The following is a 14,863-nucleotide window of genomic DNA, read 5'->3' as shown; positions in this document are numbered from 1 at the left end:
GGTTCCGCCTCGCCAAATCCGCCTCGCGACAGATCCGGGGCACCGCCCGTACCAGGTCGTATGGGGTGTCAAGCCCGCCGACCCGGAGGTCATTCCCGCGCTCCGGCCTCCCGTGGCTTTCGCCCTGTTCGTCCGTTCCGCGCTGGCAGAGAGAAAGTTACGCGCCCGGCGGGATGATCGTCAAATCCGCCGGGCGCGTCGCCCGTCACACCGTCGAGGTTCGGCTATCCGCGCAGCTCTACGCCGGCGAAGGAGCGCTTGCCGCGACGCAGCACCAGGTACCGGCCGTGCAGCAGATCGGCGGTCGACACCACCGCGTCGACCTCGGTGACGCGCGTGTTGTTGACGTACGCGCCCCCTTCGGTGATGACCCGGCGAGCCTCCTTCATGCTCGACACCAGCCCGGACTCCTTCAACAGGCCGGCCACGTCCGGCAACTCGTCGAGGTGCACCAGGCCGGCCTCGGTGAGCGCCGCGCGCAGCGTCACCGGGGACAGCTCGGCGAGCGAGCCCCGGCCGAAGAGCGCCTGGCTCGCCGCGACGACCTGGGCCATCTCCCGTTCGCCGTGCACCAGCGTGGTCAGTTCCTCGGCGAGGGCGCGCTGCGCGGCCCGGGCCGCCGGCCGCTCCGCGGTCGCCTTCTCCAGTTCCTCCAGCTCTTCGCGGGAGCGGAAGCTGAAGTAGCGCAGGTAACGGCTGACGTCCCGGTCGTCGACGTTCACCCAGAACTGGTAGAACGCGTACGGGCTGGTCATCTCGGGGTCGAGCCAGATGGCGCCGCCCTCGGTCTTGCCGAACTTCGAGCCGTCCGACTTGGTGACCAGTGGAGTGGTGAACGCCTGCACCGGGCCGAAGCCGCGCCGACGGACGTAGTCGACGCCAGCGGTGATGTTGCCCCACTGGTCCGAGCCGCCGAACTGGAGCTGGCAGCCGTACCGCCGGTGCAGCTCGAAGAAGTCGTTGGCCTGGAGGAGCTGGTAGCTGAACTCGGTGAAGCTGATGCCGCTCTCCAGCCGGGCCCGGACCACCTCGCGGGCCAGCATCCGGTTGACCGGGAAGTGCTTGCCCACGTCCCGGAGGAACTCGACCACCGACATCTCGCCGGTCCAGTCCAGGTTGTTCACCAGCTCGGCGGCGTTGTCGCCGGAGTACGACACGAACGGCGCGAGCTGGTCGCGGATCCGTTGGACCCAGCCGGCGACCACCTCCGGCGCGTTGAGGGCACGCTCCGCGCTCTCCTTCGGATCACCGATCTGTCCCGTCGCACCACCGACCAGCAGCAGCGGACGGTGCCCGGCGAGCTGAAGGCGACGGGCCGTGGCGACCTGCATGAGATGACCGACGTGCAAGCTCGGCGCGGTCGGATCGAAGCCCACATAGAAGGCGGCTCCGGGCGTGTCGAGCAGCGCGGACAGCTCCTCGGCGTCCGTGGAGTCCTGAATCAGGCCACGCCATTGCAGGTCAGCGGTGAGGGAACTTCGCCCGGTCGGCGGGAGGTTGCGGTCGGTCACGAGTACCGATTCTCCCCCATCAACCGGGTCCCGCCCTATCGGGTTCCTCGCCGCACACCGCCACTAGGCTGACGACGCCAAGATCAGGGAGGTTGTCGTGGAGATGCCGGAGATGTCGGGTGGGTTCTTCGCCCTGCTCGGGCTGGAGCTGGACGAGATCAGCGGCGACCGGGTGACGATCCGCTGGCGGGTCCGTCCGGAGCTGCACCAGCCGTACGGCATCCAGCACGGCGGGGTCTACTGCTCGGTGGTGGAGACGGCGGCGAGCCTGGGCGCAGGTTTCTGGCTGGGCGAGCGCGGCCGGGTGGTGGGGGTGGCCAACCAGACCGATTTCCTGCGGTCGGTCCGCGAGGGCGAACTGATCGCGGTCGGCACCCCGATACATCGTGGTCGCAGCCAACAGCTCTGGCAGGTGGAGATCACCGATGACCAGGACCGCCTGGTCGCCCGGGGTCAGGTCCGCCTCCAGAACCTCTATCCGGAGAGCGACTGACGCTCGGGACCCCCCGCCCAGCCGGCGCTCCGCGCACGTGTGGTGGGCAGTCTCGTGCGGTCCACGTGAATGGGTTCAGGGCGGGGGAATTCGGTTTCACCCGCCAATTGCGGACGATCCGAATGGCCGCGACCGGTGCCACTGTTGGAATTCCGTCACTGCACTGGCGTGTCGAATCACGACCTCGATAGCTTGCCGGACTGACCGGCCTTGAGCCCGCCGACGGCTCAGGCGTCCCGTCCTGCCAGCGAACGGACCTCCGTGAACCAATCTCACGCTGCTACCGATGATCCGATCGGCGTCGCCGTGGTCGGCGCCGGCTACTGGGGCCCCAATCTCGTTCGCAATTTTCAAACGTCCGTCGAATTCCGGCAACATTGGCTCTGCGATCTCGACGTCCGGCGGGCCGAGCGGGTGCTCGGCGATTACTCGACCGTACGCGCCACCGACGACCTGGGCACGGTGCTCGCCGACGAGGCGGTGCAGGCGGTGGCCATCGCGACGCCCGCCGACACCCACCTGACGGTGGCGATGGCGGCGCTGCGGGCCGGCAAGCACGTCCTGGTGGAGAAGCCCCTCGCGGCCAGTGCCGAGCAGGGGCGGGCCCTGGTCGCCGAGGCGGAGCGCCGAGGGTTGTCGCTGATGTGCGACCACACCTACTGCTACACCCCTGCGGTGTTGCGTATCCGCGACCTGCTGCACAACGGGGAGCTGGGTGAACTTCAGTATCTGGACTCCGTACGCATCAATTTGGGGCTGGTGCAGCGCGACATCGACGTGATGTGGGACCTTGCCCCGCACGATCTGTCGGTTCTCGATTTTGTCCTGCCGCCCGGGGTGGCTCCGGTCGCCGTGGCCGCACACGGCGCGGACCGCATCGGAGCGGGGCGGGCCTGCGTCGCCTATCTCACGTTGCATTTGAACACCGGGGCGATCGCGCACATTCACGTCAACTGGCTGTCTCCGGTGAAAGTACGGACGATGATCATTGGTGGCTCGAAACGCACGCTGCTCTGGGACGATCTCAATCCGAGCCAACGCCTTTCCATCTTCGATCGGGGCGTGGACGTGGCCGCGACCGAGGAACTCGGCGACGAGCAGCGGCGGGAAGCGCTCGTGTCGTATCGCTCCGGAGACATGGTCGCGCCGGCGCTGCCCGAACGGGAGGCGCTGCGGACCATGGTGGAGGAGTACGCGCGGGCCATCCGCACCGGCACCCCGGCGCTCACCGACGGGCGGTCCGGCCTGCGGGTGCTCGCCACCTTGGAGGCGGCCACCCGCAGCCTCGCCGACCGGGGACGGTTGGTCGAAATCACCGATTGGACGACGTCGTGACCGCAAGCCACACCGGGCTCGACATACCGGGCGGTACGGATTGGAGCAGATCATGAGCGCGGTGGAGATCGCCGGAGCGCGTGCGTTGGTAACCGGTGGGGCGGGCACGATCGGCTCTCACGTCGTGGACGAACTCGTCGACGGCGGTGCGGCCGAGATCGTCGTGCTGGACAACCTGGTCCGGGGCCGTCGGGAGAACCTCGCCCGGGCTCTGCCGCACGACAGCGTCCGGCTCGTCGAGGGCGACATCCGGGACGCCGCGCTGGTGCACGAACTGACCCGGGGCAAGGATCTGGTCTTCCACCTCGCCGCCATTCGCATCACCCAGTGCGCCGAGGAACCCCGACTGGCCAACGAGGTGCTTGTCGACGGCACGTTCAACGTGCTGGAGGCGGCGAGCGCGGCCGGCGTACGCAAGGTGGTGCTCTCCTCGTCGGCCTCCGTGTACGGGCTCGCCGACGAGTTCCCGACCACCGAGCGGCACCACCCCTACCACAACGACACCTTCTACGGCGCGGCGAAGGCGTTCAACGAGGGCATGGCGCGCAGCTTCCACAGCATGTCCGGGCTGGACTACGTCGCGCTGCGCTACTTCAACGTGTACGGCCCACGGATGGACATCCACGGGCTCTACACCGAGGTGTTGATCCGGTGGATGGAACGGATCGAGGCGGGCCGGCCGCCGCTGATCCTCGGCGACGGGCAGCAGACCATGGACTTCGTCCACGTCGCCGACATCGCCCGGGCCAACATCCTGGCCGCGCGGGCCGACGTGACCGACGACGTGTTCAACATCGCCAGCGGCACCGAGACCAGCCTGCGGGAGTTGGCGCAGGCGCTCAGCGACGTCATGAAGTGCGACCTGGCACCCGAGTTCGGGCCGGCCCGTGCGGTGAACGGTGTGTCGCGCCGGTTGGCCGACGTCACCGCCGCCGACCGGCAGCTCGGCTTCCGCGCCGAGATCGACCTGCACACGGGGCTTCAGGGTCTGGTCGACTGGTGGCGGGCCGAGCGGTGAGCGGGCACCGGATCCCGGTCATGATTCCCCGGCTCGGGGAGGAGGAGGCACAGGCCGCCGCCGAGGCGGTCCGTTCCGGCTGGGTCGCCCAGGGTCCGCGGGTGGCCCGCTTCGAGCAGGTCTTCGCCGCGTCCGTCGGTGCCGGGCACGGGGTGGCGGTCAGCTCCTGCACGACCGCGCTGCATCTGGCCCTGGTGGTGCTGGACGTCGGTCCGGGCGACGAGGTGATCGTGCCGTCGTTCTCCTTCATCGCCACCGCCAACGCGGTGCGTTACGTCGGCGCGACCCCGGTCTTCGCCGATGTCGACCTCGCCACCGGCAATCTCACGGTGGCGACCGTGGACGCCGTGCGTACCGCGCGGACCCGGGCGGTCATCGCGGTGCACCAGGGTGGGGTGCCGTTCGACGTCGACGCGCTGCGGTCGGCCACCGACCGGTGGGGGGTGCCGCTGATCGAGGACGCCGCCTGCGCCGCGGGCGCGACCGCGTACGACCTGCCGGTCGGCTCCGGCGCCACCATCGCGGCGTGGTCGTTCCATCCCCGCAAGCTACTCACCACCGGTGAGGGCGGGATGGTCACCACCGATGATCCGGAGTACGCCGCCCGGCTGCGCCGGCTGCGCGAACACGGGATGAACGTGTCGGCGGCCGACCGGCACGCCAGTGCCACGCCGGTGCTGGAGTCGTACCTGGAGACCGCCTTCAACTACCGGATGACCGACATCCAGGCGGCGATCGGGCTGGTCCAACTCGGCCGGCTGCCGGAGTTGGTGCAGCACCGGCGGGCCCTCGCCGCGCGGTACCACGAACTGCTCGCGCCGATCGGCGGCCTGGTGCCGGTCCGCGACCCCGCACACGGCGAGACCAACTTCCAGTCGTTCTGGGTACGGATCGACCGGGAGTACGGCGTGGGCCGCGACGAGGTGCTCACCGAGCTGGCCGCCGCCGGTGTCTCGGCACGGCGCGGCATCATGGCCGCCCACCTGGAACCGGCGTACGCGGATGTCGTCGCCGGGCCGCTGCCGGTGACCGAACGGCTGACCCGCAACTCGCTGATCCTGCCGCTGCACCACGCGCTCACCGAGGCCGACCAGGACCACGTCGTCGCCGTACTCCGCAAGCTGGCCACCTGATGCGCAGCCTGGTCATCGTCGGCGCGGGCGGCTTCGCACGGGAAACCGTCGCTGCGGTCCGCGCCGTCAACGACCTGCGGCCGAGCTGGCGGCTGCTCGGCTTCCTCGACGACGACCCGGGACTGCACGGCACCGAGCGGGTCGGCCTGCCCGTCCTCGGCGGGACCGACCGGCTGGCGGAACTGGGCGATCCGGCGATCGTGGTCTGCGTCGGAAACCCCCGCGATCACACGGTCCGGCGGCGGGTGGTGCACCGGCTCGCCCTGCCGGCCGAGCGGTACGCCACGATCGTCCATCCCGGCGCGCACCTCGGCACGGCCTGCTCGGTCGGCCCCGGCACGGTGCTGCTCGCCGGTGTGGTGCTCACCGCAGACGTGACCGTCGGCGGGCACGTCGCGGTGATGCCGCACGCCGTGCTCACCCACGACGCAGTGGTGTCCGACCACGTCACCATCGCCTCCGGAGCCCGCCTCGGCGGCGGTACCGTGCTGCGCCCGGGGGCGTACCTGGGTGCCGGCGCGCTGATCCGGGAGGGCGTGACGGTCGGCGAAGGGTCGCTGGTCGGGATGGGTGCGGTGGTGCTGCGCGACGTGCCGCCCGGCGAGGTCTGGGCCGGCAACCCGGCCCGCCGGCTGCGTGGCGTCGAGCCGCCGACACCGCCGGCCGGAGCCGGACGAAGGACCATGCCCGAGGCCGTGGGGAGCTGATCATGCCAGGAATTCCGCTCGTCGATCTCGCCGCCGCGCACGCCGAGATCGCGGAGGAGGTGGAGGCCGGCTTCAAGCGGGTGATCGCCGACACCGCCTTCATCGGCGGGGCCGAGGCCACCGCCTTCGAACGGGAGTACGCCGCGTTCACCGGCGTACCGCACTGTGTCGGGGTGGCCAACGGCACCGATGCGCTCGAACTGGCGCTGCGCGCCACGGGGGTCGGGCCCGGTGCCGAGGTGATCCTGCCGGCGAACACCTTCATCGCCACCGCCGAGGCGGTCGCCCGCGCCGGTGCCCGGCCGGTGCTTGTCGACTGCGACCCGCAGTCGTACCTGATCGACGTCGACGCGGCGCTCGCGGCGATCACGCCGGCCACCCGGGCGATCGTCCCGGTGCACCTCTACGGTCAACTCGCGCCGGTCGAGCGCCTGCGGGCCGGTCTGGCCGGGCGGGACATCGCCGTCGTCGAGGACGCCGCGCAGTGTCAGGGCGCGACCCGGCACGGGCGGGGCGCCGGAGCCGAGGGCATCGCCGCGACGAGCTTCTACCCGGGCAAGAACCTCGGGGCGTACGGCGACGCCGGCGCGGTGGTGACCGCCGACGCCGACCTCGCCACGGCGGTGCGCCGGCTCGGCAGCCATGGCGGTCTGCGCAGGTACGTGCACGACGTGGTCGGTGTGAACAGCCGGCTGGACGGTCTACAGGCCGTGGTGTTGCGGGCCAAGCTGGCCCGCCTGGCCCGCTGGAACGCGCTGCGGCGGGCCGCCGCGGCCCGCTACCACGCCCTGTTGGAGTCGGTCGAGGTGCACCGCCCGACCGTGCTGCCCGGCAACGAGCACGTCTGGCACGTCTACTGCGTCCGGGTTCCCGGTGACGGCACACCGAACCGCCGCGACCGGGTGCTGGACCGGCTCCACGCGGCCGGCGTCGGCGCGGCGATCCACTATCCGGTGCCGGTGCACCGCACGCCTGCCTTCGCCGGCCTCGGCTTGGCCGAGGGTGCCTTTCCGCACGCGGAGCGGATCGCACCGGAACTGCTCTCCCTGCCGATCTATCCGCAGTTGACCGCGGACCAACAGGAGCAGGTCGTGGCCGCACTGCGGAGCGCGCTGGCCGACTGAGGTCCACCACCGTCCGGTCGACGGCGACCGGTCGGCGGACCGTCGACGGCAACGCCGATCCGTGGGCGCAGGAGGCGGGCCTGGAGTTGGAGATGCCGTGTACGTGACGCTGCGGGACCGCCCGGGCGGCGCGGGTCACCGGGGGGCCGGTGGCCCGGTGCGTCGCGTCTCCGCGACGGTGCTGCTGCTCGGCCTGGTCAGCCTGCTCACCGACGTGTCGTCGGAGATGGTGGCATCGGTCCTGCCGTTGTACCTGACCGCGATGGTCGGTTTGGCCCCGATCGCGTACGGCGTCCTCGACGGGCTCTACCAGGGGGTCAGCGCGGTGGTACGGATCGCCGGGGGTTACCTCGGCGACCGTGGTCAGCATCCCAAGTGGATCGCCGTGGCCGGGTACGGCGCGTCCGCGCTGAGCCGGCTGGCGATGCTGCCCGCCACGAGTTTCGCGGCCATCACCGCGGTGGTCACCGCCGACCGGCTCGGCAAGGGTCTGCGTACCGCGCCCCGGGACGCCCTGATCGCCGCCGCGTCGCCACCCGAGGCGCTCGGGCGGGCCTTCGGCCTCCATCGGGCGCTGGACACCGCCGGGGCGGCCCTCGGCCCGCTCGTCGCCTTCGGCCTGCTGCTGCTGGTGCCCGGCAGCTACGACTCCATCTTCGTGGTCTCCTTCGCCTTCGCGGTCGCCGGCCTGGCGGTGCTGGTGCTCTACGTGCCGGACCTGCCCACCTCGGCCCACGCCGACCGGCCCGGCGCCCGGCAGGTGATCCGGGAGGTGACCGGCGGACGACTGCGGCGACCGCTGCTCGCCGCCACGCTGCTCGGCGTACTGACAATCGGCGACGGCTTCCTCTACCTGGCCCTGCACAGCCGTGACGACCTGGCCGCCCGGTACTTCCCGCTGCTCTACGTCGGCACGAACGTCGCCTATCTGGTGTTGGCGGTGCCCGTGGGCCGGTTGGCCGACCGGGTCGGCCGGGGCCGGGTCCTGGTCGCCGGGCATCTGGCGCTGCTCGCCGGTTACCTGCTCGCGGCGCTGCCCAGCGGGAATGTCGGATTCACCCTGGCCGTCCTGCTGTTGCTCGGCGCCTTCTACGCCGCCACCGACGGCGTGCTCGCGGCGCTGGTGAGTCGGCTGGTGGCGGCCGAAGCGCGGGGCAGCGGCATCGCCGCCGCCCAGACCACCGTGGTGCTGGCCCGCTTCGCCGCCTCCGTGCTGTTCGGCCTCGCGTGGACGCTGCACGGGCCGCAGTTCGCGTTGCTGCTCTTCGCCGCCCTGTTGGCCGTCGCGGTGCCGGTCGCCGGGTGGCTGCTGCGGAACGTCGACCGGCCGGCACCGACGCCGGCCGGCGAGGCCCGGCCCCAGGGAGCACCGGCATGAGTGGACTGAGTCCCCGTACCAGGCTTGTGGTGTTGACGGTGGTGCTGCTGACAGCCGTCGCCGGCGCGACCGGCTACGTCTGGCGGATCCGTCAGCAGCAGCCGGCGGTCGGTGCGGCGGCGACCGCCGCACCGGCCCGCGCCGACCTGGCCGCCGTGCGGGCCGGGCCGCACGTGGTCTTCCGCACCACGGCGCTGGGCGCCGACTACGGTCGGGTGGCGATGGTCCCGCTGGCGGAGCCGACCGCACCACGGGCGGTCACCCCGGCGTCCTGCGACCGGGTGTACGCGACCCGGGACACGGCGATCTGCGTCGCGGCGGACCGAGGGCTGGTCACCACGTCCCGGGCCCATCTGCTCGGCCCGGACTGGACGCCCCGGCGTGAGCTGCCGGTGGTCGGCCTGCCGAGCCGGGCCCGGCTGTCCCGCGACGGCTCGCTCATCGCCACCACGACCTTCGTGCACGGCGACTCCTACGCCAACCCCGGACAGTTCTCCACCCGGACCGTGGTCACCCGGGCCGACGGCGAGGTGGTCGGGGACATCGAGCGGTTCGACCTCGTCGTCGACGGCAAGGTGCTCACCGCCGTGGACAAGAACCTGTGGGGGGTCACCTTCGCCGACGACGACCGGTTCTACGCCACCGCCGCGTCCGGCGGCCGGACCTGGCTGGTCGAGGGGAGCCTCGCCGCGCGTCGGGTCACCGCGCTGCGGCGGGACGTGGAATGCCCGTCGCTGTCGCCGGACGGCACCAGACTCGCCTTCAAGGAACGCGGCGACCTGCCGGCGGGCCGCTGGCGGCTGGCGGTCTACGACCTGGCCAGCGGTACGCAGACCCGGCTCGCCGAGACCCGCAGCGTTGACGACCAGGTGGAGTGGCTGGACGACCACACCGTCGTCTACGGGCTGCCCCGGGGCCGACCCGGTACCGCCTCCAGCGATGTCTGGTCGGTCCCGGCCGACGGCCGAGGCGCGCCCGCACTGCTGATTCCGGACGCCTGGTCACCGGCGGTCGTCCGGTGAGTGTCATCCGACCATCGGGGCCACGGCGGGTCGGCCGCCGCCCCGGCCCACCGACCTGAGGATCTGGCATGCCGCGACTCGCCATCATCACCCCGAGCTACGCACCCGACTTCGAACTCTGCGCGGACCTGCACCGTTCGATCCAGGCCCAGCGCGTCGGGCCGGTGACCCAGCAGATCATCGTGCCCCGGCGCGACCTGGCCCGGTTCGGTCAGCTGGCCGGCGCCGAGGTGCACGCCGTCGCCGAGTTCCTGCCCCGCACCTTCCGGCAGTTGCCCGGGGTGAACGGCTGGGTGAACCTGCGCCGGCCGGTTCCGCCGCTGCGGGGTTGGATCGTCCAGCAGATCGTCAAGCTCGCCGCGGCGGCGGAATCGGACGCCGACGTGGTGCTGCTTGTCGACTCGGACATCGAGTTCGTCCGCCCGTTCGGGGTCGACCGGTTCCGCCGCGACGGCATCACCCGGTTCTACCGCAAGCCAGGCGAGATCGACGATCGGCTGCCGCGCCACGTGCTCTGGCACCAGGTCGCCCGGAAGCTGCTCGGCCTGCCGCCGGGTTCCGCACCCTTCACCGACTACATCTGCTGGCCGGCACCGTGGGATCCGCAGATCGTCCGGGAGTTGCTGCGGCGGGTGGAGGCGGTGAGCGGTCAGCCGTGGGCCACCGCGATCGGAGCACAGCTGCACTTCTCCGAGGAGATCCTCTACGGGGTCTTCGTGGACGAGGTGCTGGGTGCGCCGGCCAACTCGTACGCCACCGACGACATGCTCTGCCTGGGCTACTCCGCGGAGGTCGCGCTCGACGAGCATGGCCTCGCCGAGCTGCTCGACCAGGTCGCGCCGGACGACATCGCGGTGATGATCTCCGCGAAGTCGGGTACCCCGTTGCCGCTGCGCCGGGCCGCGCTCGCCGGCCGTTTCGCCGCCGGTGAGCAGCACGCCGCCGACTGAGCGGCGCGTGTCGGGTTGCCGGTCCGGCCGGGGTCCCGGTCCGGAAGGGCTACCGGTCCGGCCGGGGTGGGCCGGACCCGACCTCAGTCCATCCCCTCGACGGTACGCAGCGCACGAAGCGCGCTGCGCAGCCGGTAGACCAGCGCGCCGATCGCGATGATGCTGGCCGTACCCGCCAACGTCAGGGCCAGCAGGTCGACCGGGACGGTACGGGTCGCCGCCCAGGCGGCCAACGCCACCGCCACGGTGCCGGCGACCGGCAGGAGCAGGCGCGCCAGGAACGCGCCCACCGGCACGCCCACCCGATTCAGTTCGTACAGGTAGACCGGCAGTACCACGAGCACGGCCACGGCGAACTGGGCGGCGGCGGCACCCGCCGCGGCACCGAACCAGGCACCGCCGTAGACGGCCGGTACCAGCGCCGCCAACCAGACCAGTTGGATGGTGAAGACCGCCCGGGTGTTGGCCAGCACCACGAAGTAGTCGTAGACGAGTTCGAAGAGGATCCGCAGGATGGCCAGCAGGCCGAGCCACGGAAGCACCTCGGCGGCGGACTGCCAGGCGGTGCCGTAGACGAACCGGATCAACGGGTCGGCGGTGGCGGCCAGCAGCACACACACGGGCATGGTCACCGAGGCGAGCAGCCCGGCCGTGGAGAGGAAGGTGGTCCGCATCGCCGCCGGATCGTGCTGAAGCCGGGCCAACGCGGCAGGCGCCACCGCGCGGACCGGTTGCGAGAAGATCGACACCGGCCAGTTCGACAGGTTGACCGCCAGGACGTAGACGCCGAGGGGTACCGGTCCCAGCACGGCGCCGACGATCAGTTTGTCGATGTTGCCGACGGCGAACACCACGATGCTGGAGCCCGCCAACGGCACGCCGAAGCGCAACAGCTTGGCGGCCTTCGCCCGGTCGAATCCCAACCGGACGGCCTGCGGCGCGAACGCGACGAAGAGCACGGCACCGGCGAGCACGCCCGCGACGTGCCCGATCGCCAGGCTCATCGCGCCGAGCCCGCCGAGCGCGCAGCCGATGGAGGTCAGCGCGCTCACCCAGGTGGCCACCTGCTCGGCGATCATCTTGCGGCCCTGGCGAAACTCGCGTTGCAGCATCGCCACCGGCGTCGCCACCAGGCCGGACACGACGACCGCCACGGTGATCAGGCGCAGCACCGGGGTCGCCGCCGGGTCGCCCATGGCGGTCGCGAAGACAGGTGCGCCCAGGAAACAGCCGACATAGATCAGGACGCTTGACAGCAGCGAGATGGTCGCCACGGTCGGCGCGATCTCGGCGGGCGGGCCCGGCCACCGGACGATGGCCAGGCTCACCCCCAGCTCGTTGAAGCTCAGCACCGCGAGCAGCGCCACCATCGCCACGGCGTACGTGCCGAAGGCGTCCGGGCCGAGGATGCGGGCCAGCGCGATGCCGATCGCCAGGGTGCTCAGCCGGCTGATGATGGTGCTCGCCATGCTCCAGCCCAGGGCCCGCGACGCCTTGACGAAGAGGGCGGGTTGCTCGGTCGGCGGGACGGATCGTTCCTCGACGCTCACCCGAGCACCTGGCGGATCCGTTGGCGTGCGGTGGCCGGCAGCAGATCGGCCGTGGCCTTGTGGCCAGCCACCCGCAGCCCCTCCCGCAGCCGGAAACCCGGGACGGGACGGTGCCGCAGCGCCTCGGTGTAGACCTCCTGGAGGGTCTGGGTGGCCGCCTTGAGGCTGAACCGGCCCAGCACGAGTCGCCGCCCCCAGCCGCCACGCTCGACGCGCAGCCCCGGGTCACCGGCCAGCTCAGCGATCTGCGCGGCGAGCGGAGCCGGATCCAGGTCGCCCTCGCCGATGCCGTAGAAGCCCCAGCGCAGGAAGTAGTCGATCGTCTCCGGGGCACAGGTCCGGGAGAAGCCGTTGATGCCGAGCACCACGAGCGGGCGACCGAAGGCCATCGCCCGCAGTGCCGACCCGCCCATGCCCAGCGCGATGTCCGCCGCCGCGTACGCCGGGCGTGGGTCGTCCATCGGGCCGGTGAGCACCACCGCGGGGCGGCCCAGCGCGCTGTTCGCACGTTCCGCTTCGGCCGCCACGTCGGGCAGTGCGGGGCCGCCGCCTGTCACCACGAGACGGAGCCGGTCGTCGTCGAGCAGCCGCAGGGCACGGATGGCCCGTAACACGCCTTCGGCCTTCATCTCCGGTTCGAGGCGGCTGACCACACCGATCACGATGTCTTCCGGTCGGATGCCGTGCTGTTGCCGGAACGGCTGACCGTCGACCACGGCCGGGTCGTCGAAGTCGGTCTTGACCGGTGGCTCGATAAGGGCCGGTGGCGGACGGAAGGCCGCGGTCTCCGCCACCAGCTGTGCGGTGCCGACGATGAGACTGCCGTAGCGCGGCATCCAGCGCGGCACCTGCATGCCGTACACGGTGGTCACCACGGGAGTGCCGAACCGCAGGTGTGGGCCGTAGAAGGCGTCGAGGGCGACCGAGTACTCGTAGGCGTGGACGAGATCGGCCCGAAACTCGCGGACGGCCCGGTTCAGTGCCCGGGACAGTCCCGGCCGCAACGGCATCGTGCGGCCAAGCCGCTCGGCCCGGTGCCGCACGGCGATCACCGGTAGGCCCGCCTGCCGGGCAAGCTCCGCCACCGGCCCGGGCTCGTCCTGGTAGTTGCCGAAGATCACCACCTCGTGGCCCTGGTCCCGGACGCTTACCGCGAGATCCAGGGCGTTGAGCTGACTGCCCCCTAGCTCCAGATGGTGCAGGCCGACGAGCAGTCGCACCTCATCCCCCACTTCGCGCTGTTCGGCAGGACTGCCGCCGGTCGGTCGGATCCACGGACGCACGCCGACGGGCAGTTCGGAGCGACCACCAGGTCGACCCAGCAGCTCGCGCTCCACGACGAAGAGGGGAAGCTGCCTCCGGCACCGTAACCGTAGGTGGCGCCGGAGCTCCGCACCGTCAGCTGCCCGACAGTACGCGCAGTACCAACGGGGGATGTCTGGCCGCCCTGACTCCACAATAGTTGCGCAGAGCGATCACGGGGACACGCTGAGGGCGGGAACCTGCGCTCGGGCGGACTGCGGAGGGGACGGGCATCCATCATGATCGGTCGCACGAAGCGGATGGCACGGGACCGGATCCGACGGCTCGACCACGTCCGGGCGCTTCGACGTCGTACGCCCCCACCGCTGCGCTACGACGCCGGCCGCGCCGAGGAGGGGGTCGTCTACTACCTGAGCCCGGACGACAACCGGCCCAGCGGCGGCATCCGTAACCTCTACCGCCACGTGGACCTGCTCAACGAGTCGGGCACCGCCGCAGCGGTGCTGCACTCCCGTGCGGACTTCCGGGTCGACTGGTTCGCCAACGACACGCCGGTGGTCGCCGCCGGGCAGGTCACGCTCGGTCCCGCCGACCTCCTGGTGGTGCCCGAGTTCTACGGTCCGGCACTGGGCCGGCTGCCCGCACCCGCCCGCAAGCTGATCTTCAATCAGAACGCGTACCGCACCTTCGACGAGGTGTCGCTCGACGGCACCTCGGCCGGTGCACCGTACCGGGACTGTCCGGGCATCGAGGCGCTGCTGACGGTCTCCCGGGACAACGTCGCACTGCTGCGCCACGCCTTCGCCGACCTGGACGTACGACTGGCCCGGGTGGTGGTCGACGACCAGGTGTTCCATCCGCCGGCCCGCCCGGCACCCCGCCGGATCGGCCACATGCCCCGCCGTCGCGCCATCGAGCAGGAGCAGTTGCTGCACATCCTGCGGGCCCGCGGCGTCCTGGCGGATTGGGAACTCGTGCCGATCGACGGCATGAGCGAGGCGCAGACCGCCGAGGCGCTGCGCGGATGCGCGATCTTCCTCAGCTTCAGTGAACGCGAGGGGTTCGGCCTACCGCCGGCCGAGGCGATGGCGAGCGGCGCGTACGTCGTCGGCTTCACCGGGCTGGGCGGGCGGGACTTCTTCGATCCCCGGTACTGCTCCCCCGTCGCCGAGGGTGACCTGCTGGGCTTCGCGGTCGCCGTCGAGCAGGCGCTGCGCCGTTACGAGGAGGATCCGGCGTCGCTGGTGGCGGCGGGACAAGCCGCCGCCGACCGGATCCGCGCGGAATACCACCCGGACGGTCTGCGCGCCGACCTCGCGGACATCTACCGAAGCTACCGCCCTCGGGTGTGCTCCGCCTGACCCGGCCGCCGAAGCCGC

General features: G+C 71.6%; 13 protein-coding genes. 10 read left to right on the top strand and 3 right to left on the bottom strand.

Annotated features, from left to right (window positions below):
• Positions 1-224: 224 nt before the first annotated feature.
• Complete coding sequence (gene tyrS, locus QQG74_RS12495) at positions 225-1,511, bottom strand: tyrosine--tRNA ligase (protein ID WP_341720454.1); 1,287 nt, start codon at positions 1,509-1,511, stop codon at positions 225-227.
• Positions 1,512-1,608: 97 nt separating this feature from the next.
• On the opposite strand from tyrS, the gene QQG74_RS12490 reads away from it, so the two are divergent.
• The 9 genes from QQG74_RS12490 (at position 1,609) to QQG74_RS12450 (ending at position 10,671) form a co-directional block, all read left to right on the top strand.
• Positions 1,609-2,004 (top strand): PaaI family thioesterase, encoded by a 396-nt coding sequence (locus QQG74_RS12490; protein ID WP_341720453.1) that lies wholly within the window; start codon positions 1,609-1,611, stop codon positions 2,002-2,004.
• Between the two features lie 261 nt (positions 2,005-2,265).
• Positions 2,266-3,339, top strand: a complete 1,074-nt coding sequence (locus tag QQG74_RS12485) for a Gfo/Idh/MocA family oxidoreductase (protein WP_341720452.1) — start codon at positions 2,266-2,268, stop codon at positions 3,337-3,339.
• 52 nt (positions 3,340-3,391) lie between these two features.
• Entirely contained in the window at positions 3,392-4,357 is a 966-nt protein-coding gene (locus QQG74_RS12480) for an NAD-dependent epimerase/dehydratase family protein (protein ID WP_341720451.1), read from the top strand.
• A 20-nt stretch (positions 4,358-4,377) separates the two neighbouring features.
• On the top strand, positions 4,378-5,490 hold the full coding sequence (locus QQG74_RS12475) for a DegT/DnrJ/EryC1/StrS family aminotransferase (protein ID WP_341720450.1): 1,113 nt from the start codon (positions 4,378-4,380) through the stop codon (positions 5,488-5,490).
• Positions 5,490-6,197, top strand: coding sequence for an acetyltransferase (locus QQG74_RS12470; RefSeq protein WP_341720449.1), 708 nt, complete (start codon positions 5,490-5,492; stop codon positions 6,195-6,197). Before QQG74_RS12475 ends, QQG74_RS12470 begins: the two co-directional genes overlap by 1 nt.
• Before the next feature lie 2 nt (positions 6,198-6,199).
• A complete protein-coding gene (locus QQG74_RS12465; protein ID WP_341720448.1) occupies positions 6,200-7,321 on the top strand; it encodes a DegT/DnrJ/EryC1/StrS family aminotransferase in 1,122 nt (373 codons plus the stop codon).
• A 97-nt stretch (positions 7,322-7,418) separates the two neighbouring features.
• Positions 7,419-8,699, top strand: coding sequence for an MFS transporter (locus QQG74_RS12460; protein WP_341720447.1), 1,281 nt, complete (start codon positions 7,419-7,421; stop codon positions 8,697-8,699).
• Entirely contained in the window at positions 8,696-9,721 is a 1,026-nt protein-coding gene (locus QQG74_RS12455; RefSeq protein WP_341720446.1) for a hypothetical protein, read from the top strand. The genes QQG74_RS12460 and QQG74_RS12455 overlap by 4 nt, the downstream gene beginning before the upstream one ends.
• Before the next feature lie 68 nt (positions 9,722-9,789).
• Positions 9,790-10,671 carry a DUF6492 family protein gene (locus QQG74_RS12450; protein WP_341720445.1) on the top strand — a complete coding sequence of 294 codons (882 nt, stop codon included), beginning with the start codon at positions 9,790-9,792 and terminating at the stop codon, positions 10,669-10,671.
• Between the two features lie 83 nt (positions 10,672-10,754).
• Here QQG74_RS12450 and QQG74_RS12445 read toward each other — a convergent pair whose 3' ends face one another.
• Together QQG74_RS12445 and QQG74_RS12440 are read right to left on the bottom strand one after the other, a co-directional pair.
• Complete coding sequence (locus tag QQG74_RS12445; RefSeq protein WP_341720444.1) at positions 10,755-12,221, bottom strand: lipopolysaccharide biosynthesis protein; 1,467 nt, start codon at positions 12,219-12,221, stop codon at positions 10,755-10,757.
• Complete coding sequence (locus QQG74_RS12440) at positions 12,218-13,558, bottom strand: glycosyltransferase family 4 protein (protein WP_341720443.1); 1,341 nt, start codon at positions 13,556-13,558, stop codon at positions 12,218-12,220. Before QQG74_RS12440 ends, QQG74_RS12445 begins: the two co-directional genes overlap by 4 nt.
• Before the next feature lie 204 nt (positions 13,559-13,762).
• Between QQG74_RS12440 and QQG74_RS12435 the strand changes: the two genes are divergently transcribed.
• Entirely contained in the window at positions 13,763-14,845 is a 1,083-nt protein-coding gene (locus QQG74_RS12435; protein ID WP_341720442.1) for a glycosyltransferase, read from the top strand.
• The last annotated feature ends 18 nt before the right edge of the window (positions 14,846-14,863 follow it).

It is taken from the genome of Micromonospora sp. FIMYZ51, assembly GCF_038246755.1.
GTDB lineage: Bacteria > Actinomycetota > Actinomycetes > Mycobacteriales > Micromonosporaceae > Micromonospora.
This window is presented reverse-complemented; position numbering and strand designations above follow the sequence as displayed.

What these genes read in the sequence shown, in the direction of transcription:
- QQG74_RS12465 (WP_341720448.1), top strand. Translation starts at nt 6,200, where the DNA reads ATGCCAGGAATTCCGCTCGTCGATCTCGCCGCCGCGCACGCCGAGATC.
- QQG74_RS12455 (WP_341720446.1), top strand. Translation starts at nt 8,696, where the DNA reads ATGAGTGGACTGAGTCCCCGTACCAGGCTTGTGGTGTTGACGGTGGTG.
- QQG74_RS12475 (WP_341720450.1), top strand. Translation starts at nt 4,378, where the DNA reads ATGATTCCCCGGCTCGGGGAGGAGGAGGCACAGGCCGCCGCCGAGGCG.
- QQG74_RS12450 (WP_341720445.1), top strand. Translation starts at nt 9,790, where the DNA reads ATGCCGCGACTCGCCATCATCACCCCGAGCTACGCACCCGACTTCGAA.
- QQG74_RS12470 (WP_341720449.1), top strand. Translation starts at nt 5,490, where the DNA reads ATGCGCAGCCTGGTCATCGTCGGCGCGGGCGGCTTCGCACGGGAAACC.
- QQG74_RS12435 (WP_341720442.1), top strand. Translation starts at nt 13,763, where the DNA reads ATGATCGGTCGCACGAAGCGGATGGCACGGGACCGGATCCGACGGCTC.
- QQG74_RS12480 (WP_341720451.1), top strand. Translation starts at nt 3,392, where the DNA reads ATGAGCGCGGTGGAGATCGCCGGAGCGCGTGCGTTGGTAACCGGTGGG.